The organism is bacterium, assembly GCA_021108215.1.
GTDB lineage: Bacteria > Oederibacteriota > JAAXVQ01 > JAAXVQ01 > JAUVAV01 > JAIORK01.
The window spans coordinates 1-17,853 of record JAIORK010000028.1; the positions used below are offsets into that span (position 1 = coordinate 1).

The 17,853-nt window shown below is 43.9% G+C and carries 21 protein-coding genes; 2 read left to right on the forward strand and 19 right to left on the reverse strand.

Going from position 1 to position 17,853, the window contains the following annotated elements:
* Positions 1-453: 453 nt before the first annotated feature.
* The 3 genes from K8S19_05355 to K8S19_05365 are packed head-to-tail and all read right to left on the reverse strand — an operon-like array spanning position 454 to position 2,295.
* Complete coding sequence (locus K8S19_05355) at positions 454-1,281, reverse strand: KAP family NTPase (protein MCD4813100.1); 828 nt, start codon at positions 1,279-1,281, stop codon at positions 454-456.
* Between the two features lie 9 nt (positions 1,282-1,290).
* Positions 1,291-1,851, reverse strand: a complete 561-nt coding sequence (locus tag K8S19_05360; protein MCD4813101.1) for a KAP family NTPase — start codon at positions 1,849-1,851, stop codon at positions 1,291-1,293.
* A 45-nt stretch (positions 1,852-1,896) separates the two neighbouring features.
* The gene (locus tag K8S19_05365; GenBank protein ID MCD4813102.1) at positions 1,897-2,295 is read right to left on the reverse strand and encodes a hypothetical protein; all 399 of its coding nucleotides are present in this window, start codon (positions 2,293-2,295) and stop codon (positions 1,897-1,899) included.
* 626 nt (positions 2,296-2,921) lie between these two features.
* Here K8S19_05365 and K8S19_05370 point away from each other — a divergent pair.
* Positions 2,922-3,227, forward strand: coding sequence for a hypothetical protein (locus tag K8S19_05370; GenBank protein MCD4813103.1), 306 nt, complete (start codon positions 2,922-2,924; stop codon positions 3,225-3,227).
* 333 nt (positions 3,228-3,560) lie between these two features.
* Here the strand turns inward: K8S19_05370 and rfaD are convergent, their stop codons facing one another.
* The 14 genes from rfaD to prmC form a co-directional block, all read right to left on the reverse strand.
* Positions 3,561-4,532 carry an ADP-glyceromanno-heptose 6-epimerase gene (gene rfaD / locus K8S19_05375; GenBank protein ID MCD4813104.1) on the reverse strand — a complete coding sequence of 324 codons (972 nt, stop codon included), beginning with the start codon at positions 4,530-4,532 and terminating at the stop codon, positions 3,561-3,563.
* Complete coding sequence (locus K8S19_05380; GenBank protein ID MCD4813105.1) at positions 4,529-5,620, reverse strand: chemotaxis response regulator protein-glutamate methylesterase; 1,092 nt, start codon at positions 5,618-5,620, stop codon at positions 4,529-4,531. Before K8S19_05380 ends, rfaD begins: the two co-directional genes overlap by 4 nt.
* A 24-nt stretch (positions 5,621-5,644) precedes the next feature.
* A complete protein-coding gene (locus K8S19_05385) occupies positions 5,645-6,010 on the reverse strand; it encodes a response regulator (GenBank protein ID MCD4813106.1) in 366 nt (121 codons plus the stop codon).
* Complete coding sequence (locus K8S19_05390; GenBank protein ID MCD4813107.1) at positions 6,010-6,528, reverse strand: chemotaxis protein CheW; 519 nt, start codon at positions 6,526-6,528, stop codon at positions 6,010-6,012. Before K8S19_05390 ends, K8S19_05385 begins: the two co-directional genes overlap by 1 nt.
* Positions 6,529-6,548: 20 nt before the next feature.
* The gene (locus K8S19_05395) at positions 6,549-7,049 is read right to left on the reverse strand and encodes a chemotaxis protein CheD (protein MCD4813108.1); all 501 of its coding nucleotides are present in this window, start codon (positions 7,047-7,049) and stop codon (positions 6,549-6,551) included.
* Entirely contained in the window at positions 7,042-7,674 is a 633-nt protein-coding gene (locus K8S19_05400) for a chemotaxis protein CheC (protein MCD4813109.1), read from the reverse strand. Before K8S19_05400 ends, K8S19_05395 begins: the two co-directional genes overlap by 8 nt.
* Before the next feature lie 5 nt (positions 7,675-7,679).
* Positions 7,680-8,051 carry a response regulator gene (locus tag K8S19_05405; GenBank protein ID MCD4813110.1) on the reverse strand — a complete coding sequence of 124 codons (372 nt, stop codon included), beginning with the start codon at positions 8,049-8,051 and terminating at the stop codon, positions 7,680-7,682.
* Positions 8,052-8,312: 261 nt separating this feature from the next.
* Positions 8,313-8,651: a P-II family nitrogen regulator gene (locus K8S19_05410; GenBank protein MCD4813111.1), complete on the reverse strand. Its 339-nt coding sequence runs from the start codon at positions 8,649-8,651 to the stop codon at positions 8,313-8,315.
* 21 nt (positions 8,652-8,672) lie between these two features.
* The gene (locus K8S19_05415) at positions 8,673-10,895 is read right to left on the reverse strand and encodes a tetratricopeptide repeat protein (protein MCD4813112.1); all 2,223 of its coding nucleotides are present in this window, start codon (positions 10,893-10,895) and stop codon (positions 8,673-8,675) included.
* The gene (locus K8S19_05420) at positions 10,892-11,533 is read right to left on the reverse strand and encodes a chemotaxis protein CheW (GenBank protein MCD4813113.1); all 642 of its coding nucleotides are present in this window, start codon (positions 11,531-11,533) and stop codon (positions 10,892-10,894) included. Before K8S19_05420 ends, K8S19_05415 begins: the two co-directional genes overlap by 4 nt.
* The gene (locus tag K8S19_05425) at positions 11,530-12,708 is read right to left on the reverse strand and encodes a tetratricopeptide repeat protein (protein ID MCD4813114.1); all 1,179 of its coding nucleotides are present in this window, start codon (positions 12,706-12,708) and stop codon (positions 11,530-11,532) included. The genes K8S19_05420 and K8S19_05425 overlap by 4 nt, the downstream gene beginning before the upstream one ends.
* A 20-nt stretch (positions 12,709-12,728) precedes the next feature.
* Positions 12,729-13,541 carry a protein-glutamate O-methyltransferase CheR gene (locus K8S19_05430; GenBank protein ID MCD4813115.1) on the reverse strand — a complete coding sequence of 271 codons (813 nt, stop codon included), beginning with the start codon at positions 13,539-13,541 and terminating at the stop codon, positions 12,729-12,731.
* A complete protein-coding gene (locus K8S19_05435) occupies positions 13,538-14,041 on the reverse strand; it encodes a hypothetical protein (GenBank protein ID MCD4813116.1) in 504 nt (167 codons plus the stop codon). Before K8S19_05435 ends, K8S19_05430 begins: the two co-directional genes overlap by 4 nt.
* 545 nt (positions 14,042-14,586) lie before the next feature.
* The gene (gene prmC / locus K8S19_05440) at positions 14,587-15,456 is read right to left on the reverse strand and encodes a peptide chain release factor N(5)-glutamine methyltransferase (GenBank protein MCD4813117.1); all 870 of its coding nucleotides are present in this window, start codon (positions 15,454-15,456) and stop codon (positions 14,587-14,589) included.
* A gap of 158 nt (positions 15,457-15,614) precedes the next feature.
* On the opposite strand from prmC, the gene K8S19_05445 reads away from it, so the two are divergent.
* Complete coding sequence (locus tag K8S19_05445; protein MCD4813118.1) at positions 15,615-16,043, forward strand: DUF1284 domain-containing protein; 429 nt, start codon at positions 15,615-15,617, stop codon at positions 16,041-16,043.
* A gap of 30 nt (positions 16,044-16,073) precedes the next feature.
* On the opposite strand, the gene prfA is transcribed toward K8S19_05445, so the two are convergent.
* Both prfA and rpmE read right to left on the reverse strand, forming a co-directional pair.
* Positions 16,074-17,132, reverse strand: a complete 1,059-nt coding sequence (prfA, locus tag K8S19_05450) for a peptide chain release factor 1 (protein MCD4813119.1) — start codon at positions 17,130-17,132, stop codon at positions 16,074-16,076.
* 470 nt (positions 17,133-17,602) lie between these two features.
* Complete coding sequence (rpmE, locus tag K8S19_05455; protein MCD4813120.1) at positions 17,603-17,815, reverse strand: 50S ribosomal protein L31; 213 nt, start codon at positions 17,813-17,815, stop codon at positions 17,603-17,605.
* Positions 17,816-17,853: the final 38 nt, after the last annotated feature.

Below are 17,853 nucleotides of genomic sequence, written 5' to 3' on the forward strand. Positions count from 1 at the left end.
ACTTCCCACCTCATTCCCTTTGTCCAGACTTGGCCTGGCGCAAAACTCCGGCACCAATAAATTCGCATGTGAATAATTGTGATTTTTCAACCTGATCAATTGACGACGAAAGATACGGGAAATTGGCATATCCGTTTTCTCCATTTGTTATTTATATGGTTTGACGGATTTTTTCGGAATTTGTGACGATTTTTTCATATTGATTTTTTGGGCGCGCTAAATCGCGCCCCTACGGCGGGGATGATAAATCGTGACGGTATGGTGTTTAATCAACCGGTGTTTCAGGCGCGATGAATCGCGCCCCTACGGGGGGATGGTGGATTCCAATGGTTGGAATTCATTCAACCGTTATTGTGTTACGTTGGTTTTCGGATGCAACAAGAAATGTATGAATGGTATTGTAGGGGCGCGATTTATCGCGCCCTCATGCTTTCCATACCCACTCACGCTGTATTATCGTATTTCACATATTTCCAATTTCGGAATAATATAATTTAAAACTATATTTCTTGTAGCAACAGCTTGCCCTCTCTTCTGCACACCTTCCTGCACCATCCGAAACATTAATTGTGCCTTTTCTTTGGACCCTCTTTTTAGACGTTCTGACAAGTAATCACCATCACTTATTTCTGACTCTTCCACAAGTCTCTTTAATTGCTCTATTATTCCATTACCTTGTTGTCCCATTATATATTCAGCACAATAGAGATCACACTCAATCTCAGCCAACCATCCATCATCAGTAACCCTTTCCTCGAGAAAACATTTCGAAAAATAATCAACAACTTCACCGGCATGCTTTACACCTTGCACATATTCACGATAAAAAATATTATTTTTTATTTTAAGTAATATTAATACATTCAATATAATGGGATACATATGATGATTATCATGAGTATTCCTATCTACAAAAATAAATAATCTATAATAGTGTTCTATTTCTCGTAACGTTAGACCAAAACGATAACTTATTACCTCAAAACACATTATAAATCGCCCATAATCATCAGAGTGAATCCTTCCTTTTGCCTGCCGCTCTTGAAAATGTGCTGAAAATTTATTTTTCTGGTTAAATGACTTGCAATACTTCCCAGAATCATTCGTTGATAGTATAAATTCCATATCAAATAGTCGGCGCAAATAATTATCAACATCAATTTTTCCATAAATTGTTCTAATTGAAATTGACAATTGTATTTTATCTATCCCAAGCACAAATACTATTCGAGGAACATCAAATATATGCTTTATTTTTTCTAAAAGCTCAATAGAAAATATTGGTCGACATCAATCCAATTCATCCACAATAAATACCAAGGGATGATTTGTTTTTTGAAATACTTTTTCAGATAACTGGTTCAATACTTCTTTTAGTTTTTTTTTGTCCGAATGAGAATTCTTATATTTTTCAATTATTTGATTAGAAACAGACCTTAACTTTGGATCATCCAAATCTACATGTTTTTTCATACCTGTTTTAATCATATTAAAAGCCAAAGATTTCGCAGTATTTTTAATTTTTTTTGTTATGTCACTCTCGTTAACGTTTTTTACCACACCCCACATTTGACCAAGGATTGCAATAAAAGGGTCTTCGTTAAAATCATCTTCCCAGGCATTATAATAAATTGCTTCATAACCATCTTTTTCTAATTGAGCATGCCACCTTTGTAATAAAAATGTTTTACCAGTTCCCCACCCTCCATCAACACATAAAACCATTGAGTTCATCTCACTGGCGACAATATTTGTTAGACCATCTGCTATTATTTTTCTGCTCAAAGTGTCATCTTTCCAAATATTTTGACTATCAATTATCTCTTCATTTATTTTCAATGGTAAATTCATTTCTATCGCCTCATTTGTATTTTAGGACAGAGTGATCTTCCCCTATTATATGCCCATCATTGCATGAGATTCTACAAGCCAATAAACTGAAGCCATTAGAAACATCACCGCCGATAATATATATAAATAAATCATTTTATACTTAAACGTGAAGAAAATCGAGCTCAATAGAATTGGCCAAAAAATTATAAAAGCCAGACCAAATCCTTCCCTATTGCCCAACTCAGTTATTCCCACTAAATTACCAAAACTCTTGGGTAATGATATAATTGCTGTTAAAAACATTATAAACACATTTTCAATTTGATTTATTATATGGCTACTTGCATTTCTATATTCTACATAAAAACTAACTGTCGCAATAATTACACCTACAAATATAAGCGCACAAAATGAAACGACTATATGTAAAATACTTTTAAATTTACATTTTCTTAAACTCAATTTATTCACCCACCCTGATCAATTTCAAATCCTTTCACTTACCGGTTTGCTCAAAAATATTTCTACCGAAATACCATTGTGTACTTGGTACCGGAGTTCGAATAACCGAACAAGGACGTTAACCGTATAATCGAACTCCTGAAGTTGCTCCAAAAGAAACGGGACGGAAACGGGACGTATTTGAATTAAGGAATTAAGCCTCCCTTTCTTCGCCCTGCCTGCCCATGATTGGCAGGCCTCTTCGACGCCGTACATCTCCCGGCTCTCTTTTTTGAGCAATGCCACAAGCCAATGAGGCCAGACAAAGGTCTCTTTTTTTAGACGCGCTGTGGTGCTTTTTTATAATGTAAAAACAAGAAATCGCTTGGCATTGTGGACAAACGGATCAACAGACAAACCCTGGTTTTAATTATTATATTGTTGTAGGTGACCAGGATGTCGAAAAAACCGCCACAGATCAAACTGCACAAATAATTATGCGCCTATGAAATGGAAAATGACAAGAAAAAAATCGATTCCAACAAAGACGGAAAAGTATGCAAGGATTTTAGTGATTTCCAGTCTAACCCAATGGAAGTTCCGGTTGACAGAACCGGGAATTTCAAACAAAATTGGGAGGCTGAAAAATGACAGAAGAAGGAAAGATTACGATGAGCGAATTCAAAACAGTTGTCGAACGGTTTGAAGACAACCAGAAAAAAATCGTCGAATACATGCAACATGAGTTCGGATCTATACACCAGCAGTTCGGAAAGGTCAACAAAAAACTCGATGTGCATGACAGAAAATTCGACTCTTTGCATGAGCAAATCGCTCTGCTGCACGAAGGCCAGACCGCCATCCGCGCGGAATTGCGGCATAAACCGTCTATGGAGATGTTTGGAGACCTGGATCGACGGGTAACACGGCTTGAGAACAGGGCAAACGTCTGAACGTCACGACCTTTTTATTTAGTCCACAGATTAAAACTCCCACAAAAACAAATGCGGACAAACTGAAAAACTTGCACCACGGAGATCACGGAGAAGGGCAAAGGCGGGATAGGGTGAAAGCGTAAAAGCAAAAACCAAAGACTCTATCCACAGATTTCACAGATGACGCAGATTACATCCTAAAAAGATAAAAACTTTTAGAGTTAAAACATATCAGCCAAAAAATGATTTATGCCTTCACCCCTAACAAAGATTTTAATCTGCGCAATCGGCGTAATCTGTGGATTAAACAGTTTTAGGTTTAAAGGGGGGGGGTTACACCCCCATCATGTTCTAAAGGTGCGGATCGTCTTTCATCAAATAATTCTGCACGTAATCCGCGACAGCATTTTCCAGGGACATGAAGCTTCCCGGATATCCGGCCCCGATCAGTTTATCAATCGCCGCCTCGGTGCGGTATTGATAACGATCGCGCAAATTTTCCGGCATTTCTATAAATTCAATTTTCGGTTCCTGGGCCATGGCTGTAAAAACAGCATAGACCAGATCTTTCCAGGTACGTGCTTTTCCGGTCCCGACATTAAAAATGCCATTGGTCGTGGGATTATTCAAAAGCCACCACATGACCTCCACCACGTCTTTTACATAAACAAAATCGCGTACCTGTTCACCGTCGTTGTATTCAGGCTTGTAGGATTTAAACAGACCGACTTTTCCGGTTTCTTTAATTTGACCAAACGCTTTGTGCACAACACTTCGCATATCTTCTTTGTGATATTCATTCGGCCCAAAAACATTGAAAAATTTCAATCCGGCCATTTGCCGGGCTGCACCGGATTTCAGCGCCCACAAATCCAGCAAATGTTTTGAGTAGCCATACATATTCATGGGTTTGAGCCCCGGTGTCTTGGCATCTTCATCAGAATATCCCTGATCACCGTTGCCATAGGTCGCACCCGAGCTGGCATAAATAAAACGAACTTTGTGCACCAGCGACCATTCCGCCAACCGGCGGGTATACTGATAATTATTCCGCATCAAATAATCCGAATCCCGTTCCGTGGTGGCGCTGCAGGCACCCATATGCACAATTGCACGAATATCGGCAGGAAGACTGTCCGAATTTATTTTTTCAATGAATTCTTGATGATCGAGATATCCATCAAAACGGAGGTTTACCAAATTTTTCCATTTATCCGTATCATCCAACGCATCCACAACCAGGATATCTTCAATCCCTTGCGCATTTAATTTCCAGATAAACGCACTACCGATAAAACCGGCGCCGCCGGTAACAACAATCATGCCTGACTCCCTGGTTTTATTTTCCTGGATTTGAATTCAAAGACTTTTTTTTGAATCTGCTCGCTTATCATTTCAACCGGATAAATACCATCTACCACACCGGCTTCTACAACTGATTTGGGCATCCCGTAAACAACACAGCTTTCTCTCGCCTCGGCCAGGATTTTCCCTTTATTTTTACTGATCACAGCCGCACCTTGCGTTCCATCGTGGCCCATCCCGGTCAAAACGACACCCAGACAATTGGCACCGTAAACCTTGGCCGCAGACTCCATTGTCACATCCGCAGCCGGACGGACACTGTTTCGGGTAGGTCCCTGATGCAGCCGGATAACTTCCTTGCCGGATTCACTCACAACAATCATGTGATAATTACTCGGCGCAATATAAACATGCCCCGCCAACACCTCATCGCCGTCCTCCGCCTCCTTGACGGAAAGATTGCTGATACGATTCATTCTTTCCGCCATCGATTTGGTAAAACCGAGTGCCATATGTTGCACAATCAATACCGCTGCCGGAAAATCCGCCGGAAGATCCGGTACCACAGCATACAGCGCCCGGGGACCTCCGGTCGAACTCGCAATCACCACAACTTGGCGGCCGGCAATCATGGTCTCGGGAATACTAACAATCTGCTTTAATTTTTCATATTCCAAAAATGACAGTCGGGAAATATCCACCTGCGCAGCTGCCCGGACTTTCGCCACCAAATCCTCAGCAACTTTTGCCAGATCAAGACTGATCGGCCCGGAAGGTTTGCAGATAAAATCAACCGCCCCGTACTCAAGCGCCTTCATGGTCATCTCGCCGCCCTTTTCCGTATAGGCGGAAAGCATGACCACCGGTGTGGGACATTCGCTCATAATATAACCCAGGGTCTGCAGCCCGTCTAAATTGGGCATCTCTATATCCAGGGTTACCACATCAGGATGATAATCAGTAACTTTTTGAACGGCATCCATGCCATCCCGGGCCGTGGCCACAACCTCAATATCTTCGGCAGCATTAAGAATATTACTGATGGTTTTCCGCATAAACGCCGAATCATCCACCGACAAGACTCTAATAGTCCGAGAAGCATCCATTGGAGGCATGGTTTAAAAGAAGGGTTATTTTGCCAGCGCGCGTTCGACTGCTTCTAAAACGCGAGGCGGTTGAAATGGCTTAATAACAAAATCTTTGGCCCCGGCGGCAATCGCCTCAATGACCATTGCCTGTTGTCCCATGGCACTACACATAATGATAACAGCCTTGGAATCCACTTGAATGATTTCCTTAACCGCCTCAATGCCATTGACTTCGGGCATGATAATATCCATTGTGGTCAAGTCCGGTTTTAGGTTTTTATACATCTCTATTGCCTCTTTGCCGTCTTTGGCTTCTCCCACAATTTCATAGTTCTGTTTTTCTAAAATTCCCTTGATCATAACCCGCATAAAAGCGGCATCATCGGCGATGAGGATCCTGGCAGGCATTAGTTCTCCTCCTGAAGTAGAATACTTGAAGCATCCGGTGTCTCACCGGGCAAACTTTCTGTTGCAACTTGCTCGACCTGATGTGTTTCCTGTTCCGAAAGTATTTTATCAAAATTCAGCATAATTAAAATCCTGCCAGGTAATTTTCCAATCCCTGAAAGATACTCTCCTGCAATGTCGGCAACCATGGGCGGCGGCGGTTCAATCGCATCAACCGGGAGACGAACCACCTCGCTTACTTCATCAACAATCATCCCTAAAATTTGCCCTTCCACTTCCACCTCCATAATCCGCCGTTTTTTTTGCGGAGAGGCATCCAGCGGCAATTCAAAACGACGCCGCAAATCGAGAACCGGAATAATCCTTCCTCTTAAATTAACCACACCCTCAATAAACCGGGGTGCCCGGGGAACACGGGTTATCTCAACCAACCGAAGAATTTCATGTACTTGATGAATCGGCGCGCCAAATTCCTCTTCACCCAGTCTGAAGACCACTAATTTTATTTCATTTTTCATTTCCCGGTTTTCGTGCATGGTCATAACTCATGTTCCCCGGCCAATGCGGTTCGAACACGCATCATGCCGGTTTCGGAAAAATATTCCACTGAACGACCCGAAGTCCCGCCCGTATCTTCAGAAGCTAAAAAAATACCTGCTTCTTTTAATTTTTCTTTCACCGCGATAATGTTCCGTTGCCCGATATTCAAACTATCCGTATTGGAATTCTTGTTTCCAAAGACAAACATATTGGCCCCCCCCACCACTTTAGCCTGCAAACGTGCGACCGGGACACCCAATTGTGGAAAACGCTCCAACATCACCATAACCGCCGTATCCGCAAATTTAGCCGGATTGAGTTCCTGCTTGAAACGCGGCTGTTTGGAATCCGGCAACATAATATGAGCCATGGCTGCAATCTTGGTTTGGGGATCCCATAAGCCAAGACCCACACACGACCCCAAACCAAAGGTTATCAAACTATCTTTATCGCGGGCAATTTTCCAACTCGCCATACCCACTTTAATTCTTTCAGGCATCGACAACTCCCGCAGCTTTTTGTATCGCACCAACAATAATATCCAAAGAACCGGCTTCAGGAATCAAGAAGAAGGTTCCGGAAATTTTTGCTTCCGTCTCTATAATTTCAGTTTTAAGCATTAACGCATATTGTGTATTCACAGAAATTTCGACCAAAATGGTTTCTAAAATAGCGGTCATCGTATCAATTGCCAGCGCCGGAACAGATGGAATCATGCGCATATCCAGAAATTTTGCCAAAGCATTTAAATAAGCACCGGATAAAATCGCTCCCAATTCTTTAAGCGCGGATAACTTCATCTCGCTCATGAGCGCGGTCGACCCCAATGTCTGGCCCAGCAGCATATCTGTCAGCCGGATAAGATTATCATGCGGAAAAGTCACCAAAATTTTCGAGGGCAAATCGCCGAATACTTCGAGATAAATCCCGGCAACAATGTCCTCCGCCCCACCGACCTGTTCAGGAACTTTTTCAACCGGAATAATCATCACATCCGGAACAGACATGGTGATGGTACGTCCCACCAATTGAGAAAGTGCAGTCGCAGCATTGCCGGCACCGATATTCCCCAGCTCTCTTAGTGCATCGCGATAAAATTCATTAATTTGGTTGGGATCATCCATAAGAACTACTCCTCTTCCTGTTCAACTTTTTGAATCGCTTCAACAACGCCGGTCGGCTGAAAAGGTTTAATAATAAAATCACGGGCACCTGCCTGCATGGCCTCCACCACCAAGGCCTGCTGACCCATCGCGCTGCAAATTACAATTTTTGCTTTGGGATCAATCTCCACAATACGTTTGACTGCTTCAATCCCGCCCATTTCAGGCATAATCAAATCAATCAATGTAATGTCCGGCCGGAATTCCTGATACGCTTCAATCGCAACTTTACCATTCTCCGCCTCCCCAACAATCGCGTATCCATGGCTGGTAAGTATATTTCGCAACATCATGCGCATAAACGACGCGTCGTCTACGATGAGGATTTTACTTGCCACTTTGAATCTCCTCTCTTCAATTTCCCCGCTCTGATCCGGCATTCGCCGGACAAGAGAACGGGGATTTGGATATGATTTGTAAAAAATCATTATTACAATTCCGCAGTTTGTTTCTCAAACAAACTGTCCCCGGCTTAACATGCTTTACACTAATAATGCTATCCCGCTCATGTCATGCAGTTAAAGCCGGGGAATTCACGGTTAACATATTAAAAACATGCTTTATTTTTCCTGCATTTTCCCCCGCCCGGCACGGCGTTGCTATAACGCCGATTCTCCCCGCTCGCCGGTGCGAATACGAACAGTTTCCTCAACCGGAAGAACAAATAATTTCCCATCTCCCAAGCGTCCGGTCTTGGCTGTCGAAATAATTATTTTTAAAATCTTTTCCAGCAATGCTTCTTCAATAACTATTTCTAACACAATTCGGGGTTGAAATTCAACCAAGTAATTCCTACTCACTTTATGTGTCAACTGCGATCCATGAATACCATAACCCTTGGCCTCATAAACCGTCATCCCTTGCACCCCTTCCTGCAAGAGTGCGTCCTTCAATAATTCGAGCTTCGTGACCGGGATAATACATTTAATCAGTTTCATGCATCGCTCCTGTCATTGTGTTCAGCGTATCAGCCGGCGGTTCTTGGTTCCCGGCGAATAACGGAACTGATCCAACCAGTCTTGTGTGCTGCGCATCTTCTCGGTGGCCCGCATCGCCGCCTCTGTGTTTGGCGCCAGCTGGATAAAACGGTCCCAGGCGGCAATCGCCTCGTCCCACCAGTTGCGCAGGCTGTAAATTTTCCCCAGCCGATCATGGACCTCAATATGTTTTGGATTGAGTTCCAAGGTCCGGCAGTATTCCACCTCAGCCTCATCCAGCCATTTTTTTTGCAAATAAACCTCTCCCAAATAATAATGTGCATCCGGATAGTCGGGGTTTAATGAAACGGCGCGCAAGAGAACCTCCAACGCCTCGTCGGAACGGTCGAGTTTTTTATAAATCAATCCCAGATTGGTACAAGCCTCGACATACCGCGGATTGATTTTCAATGCTTTTTGGTACTCGTCTATTGACTCTTCAAAACGATCCGTGTTGCGATAGACATTGGCCAAGTCATAATGAGCCGCTGCATTGTTCGGATTGGCGCGAATATCCGCCTGCAGCTTTTCAATCGCTTCATTAAAAATATCTTTCTTCTTAGCCGCCGCCACCAGATTTTTTTTCGCGGTGTCATATTCCGGATCTATTTCCAAGGCATGATTAAACTCCTCGATCGCCCGATCATAGACACCTTTTTGGTAATAAATAACACCCAGATTATTAAATGCTTTGGCGTACTGTGAATTAATGGCGATCGCCTTGCGGTACGCCTCCAACGCATCGTCAAAATTCCCAATGCTTTTATACGCCATCCCCAGAGAATTGTGGGCGATCGCATTTTCCGCATCAATCGCCAATGCTTTTTGATACTCAATAATCGCTTCTTCAAAACGGCCCTTGTCCGCCAAAGCCAGTCCAAGATAAATATTCGCCTCACTGTCTTGCGAGTAAGCCGGCGAAAGCTCGATGGCCCGCCGAAATTCCCGGACCGCACCATCATAATTATTATGTCGATAATAATAAATACCCAGTTGATAATGCGCATCCGCATAATGAGGATTTTTTTCAATCGACCGTTCAATTTCCGTAATCGCCTCCTCGATTTTACCCTGCTTATAGTAGACGATTCCCAGTTCATAATGACATCGCACATTTTCCGGGTCATACTCGAATGCTTTTTGAAACTGATCCACCGCCTCCGGAAAATGCCCCTGATTCCGGTATAAAATCCCCGCATTGATATAGGCTTCCGTATACTGAATATCCAATTCAATGGCATGATGAAATTGTTTAAGTGCCTCGGGCAGCATTTTAAGTTCAAAATAAACTTCACCCAGGCTATTACAAAGCCCGGCATCCGCCGGGCTCACGGTCAGCGCCTTTTCATATTGCTGGATGGCTTCATTATACAATCCTTTGAGGCGATAAGCCTTGGCCAATTCTTTATACGCGGCCGACGGATCCCCTTCTTGCGCTGCGGTTGCAGCCTGTGAGGAATCGCCCCACCCTGAACCGCCCGCTTCACCTGCCTTGTAGTAATCAATCGCCAAATTGGTGGAGGCTTGCGCATACCCCGGATTAATCTCAACTGCCCGGGAAAATTCCCGTTCCGCTTCCTGGTTCATACCCTTATCCCCGTAGGCGAACCCCAAATTGTAATGCGCTACTGCAAATTCCGGATTAATTTCAACGCAGGTTTTAAATTCCTGGATCGCCTGATCATACGAACCTTTATTATAATACACCTCTCCCAACGTATTGTGCAGATCTGCAAAATGCGGTGCTTTGTCGATTGCGCCTTTTAAAAGGTCCAGTGCATCATCAAATCGCCCCAGACTTTTATAGACCGAACCAAGAGAATTAATGGCAAAAAGATGTGAGGGTGTAATTTCGATTGCTCTTTGATATTCCGAAATGGCCTCTTCATACCGTCCGGTATAGCGGAAAGCATTTCCCAAATTGTAATGCGCGTCAGCATCATTGGGATACATTTCAATGGCTCGTTGGTATGCCCCGATCGCCCGGTCATAAATACCCGTATTTTTATTGACTGCCTGAAGATTTTCCATGGCCTGGGTTAAATTATGATCAATCTCCAACGCTCTTTTAAATTCCTTGATGGCTTCTACATACATGCCTTTGGAATAATAAAACACACCGAGGTTGTTGTGCGCCGAGGCGTCATTTTGATCAATGCCGTACTCGAATTCCCGGATGCTTTGCATATCCTCGGTTCCGCTCATTGAAGCTCCCCTGCATCCGGCAAAACATCATGGGCCTGCACGTTTTCTAAAATATTTTCCAGATGCAATACTGTTATGAGACGATCATTGTACTTGCCGACACCGTAAATATATCTGGCATCCAACCCGCGCAATACCGCCGGCGAACTCTCAATCCGGTCCATGGGCAGCTGCACCACCGCCTCGACTTCGTCAACCAACAAACCAAAAATTTGTGACGCACACTCCACCACAATAATCCGTGACTCGTCGCTAAGTGTCTGTGATGCCTGTTGGAGTTTGGCTGCCAGATTCATGATCGGTACGACAATACCGCGATACTTAATCAGCCCTTCAATAAAGGGCGGCATTTTGGGCAATTGATTAATTTCCTGATGACGAATTATTTCACGGACAAAGAGCGCCTCAAAAGCAAAGTCCTCTCTGGCCAACCGGAAGGTAACCACCAAAAGCCCTTGGAGCGCATTTAAAACATCATGTTCATTCACATAACCGAGACGAACCAGCGTTTTTCCCAACGGCTCGGCCGAACGCTGCTGTTCACCCAGCGCTTTTTGCAGTTGATCCCGTTGTAAGCGCCCGCTTTGCACCAACAATTCGCCCAAAGATTTTTCCTGCTGCTTTTGGATAAAACTCATGTCCCCGTACCCTTCATAAATTTTATGTTATTCCGCAAAATCTCATTCTGCGGATCAAGCTCCAAGGACTTTTCCCAGACCTTAAGTGCCTTTTCCTTCTCCAGCTTTTTATAAAAAATATTGCCGAGTTTGAGATACGCTTCAGCATTATGCGGTTCCAATTCCAGGACATCTTTGAATGCCGCCTGGGCACGATCAAAATCCGAAGTCCGGTAAAGAAAATTGGCCATCCCGACATGAATACTCGTATCCTTGGGTGACAACTTACGGGCCTGCTCATACTCCTTGAGGGCCTCACCTTGATTATCCTGTTGATCATAGATAAAGGCCAGCATTTTATGCAAATTGGCATCATCCGGATTAATCTCCAAAACCTGCTTGTAGGCTGCCACCGCTTCTTCCCGTTTTCCCAGTTTGGCATAAATCTGCCCCAGCAGCGTAAACGCCTCAATATTTTTCGGATTCACCTTGAGCGCGCGCTGGACAAACATAATCGCCTCTTCGGATTGTCCCAGCCGAACAAGAATCGTTCCAAGATTTTGCAGACTGATGACATCATCCGGATTAATTTCCAATGCTTTCCGGCAGGCTGCTTCCGCTTCCGCAAATTGTCCCATTTTGGATTTCAACCCGGCGATAATATTGTGAACACCGGCGTGTTTGGGATTAATTTTCAGCGCCGATTCATATTCCTCCACACCCTCGGCATATTTACCCTGGCTCTCATAAATATAGCCGAGCTTAAAATGAACTTCGGAAAGATTAGGATTGATTTTCAAGGCCGACACATACTCGCTGCTCGCCTCGGTCAAAATACCCTGTTTATAATATACGTCTCCCAGATTATTATGAATCCCCGAATCATCGGCATTAATCTCCAGGGCTTGCCGATATTCACGAATCGCCTCATCCAGCTTGCCCGTATTGGAATAGATCAACCCCAGTTTGCAATGCGCATTGATGTGTTTGGAATTTGCTTTCAGGACGCGGTTGTATTCCTCCACCGCCTCATCATACTTCCCGATATTGGAATACAGCACCCCGAGCTGAAAATGAACTTCCGGGGCTTCAGGATTAAGTTCCAGTGCTTTGCTGAATTCGCGTATGGCATCTTGATAACGCCGTGTCAAAGAAAAAGCCACGCCTAAATTAATATGGTCTTGAATTTTATCCAATGAAAAATTGCCTCCTACGCTTATTCCGTATCCGGCCCGGCTTCCTTTTTCTGATAAATCCGCTCCCGAATATCCCGGATATGATACAGCCGGCGCATATCTCCCAAAAGTGTTTCCGTTTTTCCCAATACTAAAAAACCATTGGGACGAAGCAATTCGTGAAAACTCTTGAAAAGTTTTTCCTGCAGCCCGGCGACAAAATAAATCAAAACATTACGGCATACAATCAAATCAAATCGTCCAACCGGCATCGAGCCCGTTAGATCATGCTGCCTAAACTGTACATGTTCCGCAATCGATCGATTGATCTTCCATGTCATTTCTGTTTTTTCAAAATACTTCTTCCGTAAAAAAACCGGAACATTTTTGATTGTCTCATCACGATACTCTCCCTGCCGGGCCCGTGCCAAAACCGTGGGATCAATATCTGTGGCCAAAATCTCCCAAATGCCGGAGGCGGGCAAACCTTCTTTCAATCTAATGGCCAATGAATAGGGTTCTTCCCCATTGGCGCAACCGGCACTCCATATGCGGATATTTCTTTGCTTTCCAATCTCCGGGATGATGATCCGCTTGATCTGATCATAAACCACAGTGTCACGAAAAAAATTAGATACATTAATTGTCAACCGGTCCAAAAGCCGGCCATATTCTTCTGAATCATTCTCCAGCAGCTGCCGGTATTTCACATAACTATCAAGTTTCGTCGCCCGCATACGGACAGCTAATCGCCTTTTTAAATAATTAACCTTATACTGCTGACAATCAAGACCCACCTGTTTTAAAATCAGCTGGCAGAGTTCTTGAAATTGGTTTTCAGTCTGAAACGTCATTTTTTTGTCCCAAGATAAACTATATCTCCTTGATGAATAATATCACGAGCAGCAATCACACGTCCAATGCTTATTTTATCATGGTTTTCTATGATCTTCACCCAACCCACTTCTTCATACCACTCTAGAATACATTGCCCCGCTTTGGGAAGACGCTTTTTCATATATTTATATATAATATATTTTGCATTTTTTTGCATGTTTTTTGTAGGAAAATTTGTTAAAAATATTGTATCTCCTGTCGTGATTATCAAACGATCCTCCTTACTATCTAATAACGCTGTACAACACTTCTTCATTAGTTCTGCTGAAATGTAATACCGGCTTGGTCGAGACGGATTGCCAATCTCAGATGGTTGGGAATCTTTTTTGAATTCATCAGCAGTTTCACCCGCAACCGGTGTCACCAGCGCCAAGGCTGCTTGCACCGGCAGCAACATAATCGCTAAAAAAACCCATAGTAACCTGTATTTGCTTTTTTTTATTACTTGCCGCATCATGTCACCCCTTATCCTCATTATAAACCATGCAAACCGCCACACGGCCTATTCATAGGAACGGAAAAAAAAACAGGTTATAAACCAAAATGATACATTTTTACCATGATTAAATGCATAGCAGGATCAGTCGTTAAACTCTATTTAGTCGATCCTGAAGACTATTGAAAAAACAGTAAAAAGGGCATGTTATAATTTGCACAATTACGTAAAAAAGCAAGGATTTCCTGCAAAGTGCGACCGTTCTAAGGGCAAAGCAGACCTGTGCGTATTGTTGAACGAATACGCTGCCGGGGTATGGCCTGACAGGCTTATTCAGCATCCGGCGGCTCATTGCAGGCTGTTATTTTTATGTCCCCGTAATATTATATGGCCCCTTTGCAGCAAAACAGAGAAACAATGCGCACAGATCCGGCCTGTGTGATGATATAAAACCACGGAATGACCTGGTCAAAAAATCATTTTCCGGTTAACTTTTTCAGGATCGACTATTTATGCGTGAATAAATGAAGAAAACAAAAGATGGGACACTGTAAAAAATCAGCAAATTATTTTTCAGGTAAAATTGCCGATACAATCCGGGGTATTTTCTGCCAATCAGGCAGGATTTGAATGCACTTGAATCCGTGGGCCAGAAACATATCGCCAACCGCAGCGCTCTGACCAATTCCTATTTCACAAACACACAACCCACCTTGACAAAGCAATTGCCGGGCTGTGCCAACCACTTTCTCAATCATCCTAAGTCCGTCCACGCCGCCATGCAGTGCCATCCTGGGCTCATGGCGCACTTCTGCCTGAAGTTGCTTCATGTGTCCGGTCATGATATAGGGTGGATTCGCTGTTACCAAAGAAATTTTACTGTACTGTTTTTTGGGAATCGCTGTGGTCATATCCCCTAGAAAAAAATAAATATTTTTTTGTTGCATCTTTTTTTTATTGATTCGTGCCCAGGCAAGCGCACGCTTAGATTTATCCACAGCCAAAATCGTTGCCTGCGGATATTCAAGCCCCAACGCCAACGCTATATTCCCCGAACCGGTGCACAAGTCCGTTAGGATACTATTTTGCCGCTTAGGGATAAATCGCTGTTTAACAACTTCGAGTAAAAGTTCGGTTTCCGGCCTGGGAATTAAAACACCCTTTCCTACGGAAAGCGTCATTCCCCAAAAATCTTCAGACCCCAAAATATATTGGAGCGGCACATGACGGCATCGCGCTTGCAGAACCTTTTTAAGTCTTATGACTTGCTTACCGGCGAGTCTTTTTTCCGGTAACGTCAACAACGCCGCTTTGGAAATCCCGATTGATTGGCATACCAAATCCCGGCTGGTACGCTGCGGTGCCTCAATCCCTGCTTTTAGCAAGACTTGTTCAATCCGCTGTTGCCAATCACCAATAGTTGTTTTTCCTGTCATGTCCCAAACCTTATTTCAGTTGACTTTAAATGATTCATAATTTAACATAGCTTCAGTAACATTTTAAAATTAATACTTTTATACGCTTCTCGTTTTTATCACTATCCAAATTCACTACCAAACCAAATAAAGCGGGAAAAATACACTTGGATGGTTTTATGACTTTAATTTTACGCCCACATCACATTCTGTGCAGCCTGGGATTCAATGGATACGGCTATTCCCCTGAATTCATTGCTGAAATCGCGCGTATTACAAAAATCATCAAATCCGGACGTGTAAAAACAGTTATTATCCGGCCCGGCTTTGACAATGTTTGCCAAAGCTGTCCACACCATGAGTATGAATGCTCCCCTGAAACACTTGGTCCGCGAGGGCGTCATGCCGCAGAGCTCGACCGGCGTACTCTGCGGGCTTTAAAACTTAAACCGGGACATCCCTATCCGCTGCCGGAAATCAATGAACGCATCGCCAATTTATCAGAAAAAAACTTCCAGGAAATCTGTTTAGGCTGTGAATGGCAAATATTAGGCATCTGTCGCGAAAGCTTCCTGGCACTAAAATCACGGTTAAAAAACCCATCCTAAAAACATACCCGTGCGACACAATCCAGCGTCTTATTCTCCAGCGAGTTTAGATGCCTGATCGGCAGCTTGGAGCTTTTGTATCATTTCCTGAATATCACCATTGATGAACATTTCAAGATTATACAATGAAACCCCGATCCGATGATCCGTAACCCGGTTTTGCGGAAAATTATATGTCCGGATTTTCTCACTCCGATCACCGCTGCCAACCTGCGATTTACGATCCGCCGCCAGTTCTTTAGATTGCTCCTCTTCCCTGACTTGTTGTAATCGTGCTGTCAGCACTTTCATGGCCTTGGCTTTGTTCTTGGTCTGGGACCGTTCATCCTGACATTGGACAACAATCCCGGTTGGCAGATGGGTTATGCGTATGGCGGAATAAGTGGTATTAACACTTTGTCCCCCGGGACCGGATGAACAAAAAATATCAGTCCGCAGATCACCTGGATTAATGGACACATCCACTTCATCCACTTCGGGCAAGACCGCCACTGTCACTGCAGAGGTATGAATCCTCCCGGAAGCTTCCGTGCTGGGCACACGCTGCACACGATGCACACCGGCCTCAAATTTCATATGCCGATAGACTTCTTTTCCATCTATCTGAAAAACAATTTCCTTATAACCGCCCAGTTCCGTCTGATTACTATCCAAAACACCAATCTTCCAATGTCTGGCCTCGGCAAACCGGCTGTACATACGAAACAGATCCCCGCAAAACAGGGCGGCTTCATCGCCACCGGTCCCCGCACGAATTTCCATAAACACATTTTTTCCATCATGGGGATCTCTGGGTATTAAATGCTGTTTAAGATCGCTCTCCAGTTGGGTTAATTTCCCCTTCAACAGCTGCGCTTCTTCTTCAGCCAATGCGGCCATCTCACCACCCGCCGCCTGCATCTCTTCAGTATCCTTAAGTTCCTGCTCCAGTTTACGGTATTGCCTGATCGCCTCAACCACTTCGGTGAGTTCAGAATGCTTGCGCACCACCTCACGGTACCGGTCCTGATTCTGCACCAAACCGGGGTCCGAAAGCTTTTCTTCCAGATCAACATACTTTCTTTCAATTTTTTCCAGTTTGTCCCTCATGAGTATCCTCTTTAAAATCCATTGGCTGCGTCAACATCCCAAAGATCGCGATGTGATCTTTCCGCTCCTATCCATCCCTGACGTCCCGGGAATCTGCGTAAACACAATGGTGCCCCACGGACTTGCCCGTGGTACCCCATTTGATCCTGCACCGCGCGTCAGTTTGGCCGCTATAAAATGTATTCAGCGCAGAACAACTCCTAGGATGTTCTGCAAAACGGGATAAAAAAAACCACAGAGTCCAATTTTCCGGCAGGTTCTTCCATCGGAAAACAAATCACTCTGTGGCTCACCTAATCGTTTAAATCAATGCAACCACCCAACATCCCTCGTCGAAACCGACATTCCTGCTATATCAAGAGTATTGGGCTGTGTCATCACCGGTATTCCTCGCAAAAAATAACTTCCTGACAGCACAAAACTCACCGGCCGATCCAAAAGGCTGCAGTGAGTTTTGGTTGAACAAAAAACTATTTGGATTCTTTCTTCTCATACCGACGGCGGAATTTCTCGACCCGGCCTGCGGTATCAACTAATTTTTGGGTTCCGGTAAAAAACGGATGACAATGTGAGCATATTTCCACACGCACTTTAGGCGGCGTGGTGGAGCGCGTTTCAATCACATTCCCGCATGCACAGGTAAATGTGGTATCCTCATATTTTGGATGAATTTTTTGTTTCACTGCTTTTTCCTCCGATACTCAAAAAAACAAAATAGCAT

Coding starts and splice junctions, on each gene's coding strand:
- K8S19_05360 (MCD4813101.1), bottom strand. CDS start 1,851: ATGAATTTACCATTGAAAATAAATGAAGAGATAATTGATAGTCAAAAT.
- K8S19_05370 (MCD4813103.1), top strand. CDS start 2,922: ATGACAGAAGAAGGAAAGATTACGATGAGCGAATTCAAAACAGTTGTC.
- rfaD (MCD4813104.1), bottom strand. CDS start 4,532: ATGATTGTTGTTACCGGCGGCGCCGGTTTTATCGGTAGTGCGTTTATC.
- K8S19_05380 (MCD4813105.1), bottom strand. CDS start 5,620: ATGGATGCTTCTCGGACTATTAGAGTCTTGTCGGTGGATGATTCGGCG.
- K8S19_05385 (MCD4813106.1), bottom strand. CDS start 6,010: ATGCCTGCCAGGATCCTCATCGCCGATGATGCCGCTTTTATGCGGGTT.
- K8S19_05390 (MCD4813107.1), bottom strand. CDS start 6,528: ATGAAAAATGAAATAAAATTAGTGGTCTTCAGACTGGGTGAAGAGGAA.
- K8S19_05395 (MCD4813108.1), bottom strand. CDS start 7,049: ATGCCTGAAAGAATTAAAGTGGGTATGGCGAGTTGGAAAATTGCCCGC.
- K8S19_05400 (MCD4813109.1), bottom strand. CDS start 7,674: ATGGATGATCCCAACCAAATTAATGAATTTTATCGCGATGCACTAAGA.
- K8S19_05410 (MCD4813111.1), bottom strand. CDS start 8,651: ATGAAACTGATTAAATGTATTATCCCGGTCACGAAGCTCGAATTATTG.
- K8S19_05415 (MCD4813112.1), bottom strand. CDS start 10,895: ATGAGCGGAACCGAGGATATGCAAAGCATCCGGGAATTCGAGTACGGC.
- K8S19_05420 (MCD4813113.1), bottom strand. CDS start 11,533: ATGAGTTTTATCCAAAAGCAGCAGGAAAAATCTTTGGGCGAATTGTTG.
- K8S19_05430 (MCD4813115.1), bottom strand. CDS start 13,541: ATGACGTTTCAGACTGAAAACCAATTTCAAGAACTCTGCCAGCTGATT.
- K8S19_05435 (MCD4813116.1), bottom strand. CDS start 14,041: ATGATGCGGCAAGTAATAAAAAAAAGCAAATACAGGTTACTATGGGTT.
- prmC (MCD4813117.1), bottom strand. CDS start 15,456: ATGACAGGAAAAACAACTATTGGTGATTGGCAACAGCGGATTGAACAA.
- K8S19_05445 (MCD4813118.1), top strand. CDS start 15,615: ATGACTTTAATTTTACGCCCACATCACATTCTGTGCAGCCTGGGATTC.
- prfA (MCD4813119.1), bottom strand. CDS start 17,132: ATGAGGGACAAACTGGAAAAAATTGAAAGAAAGTATGTTGATCTGGAA.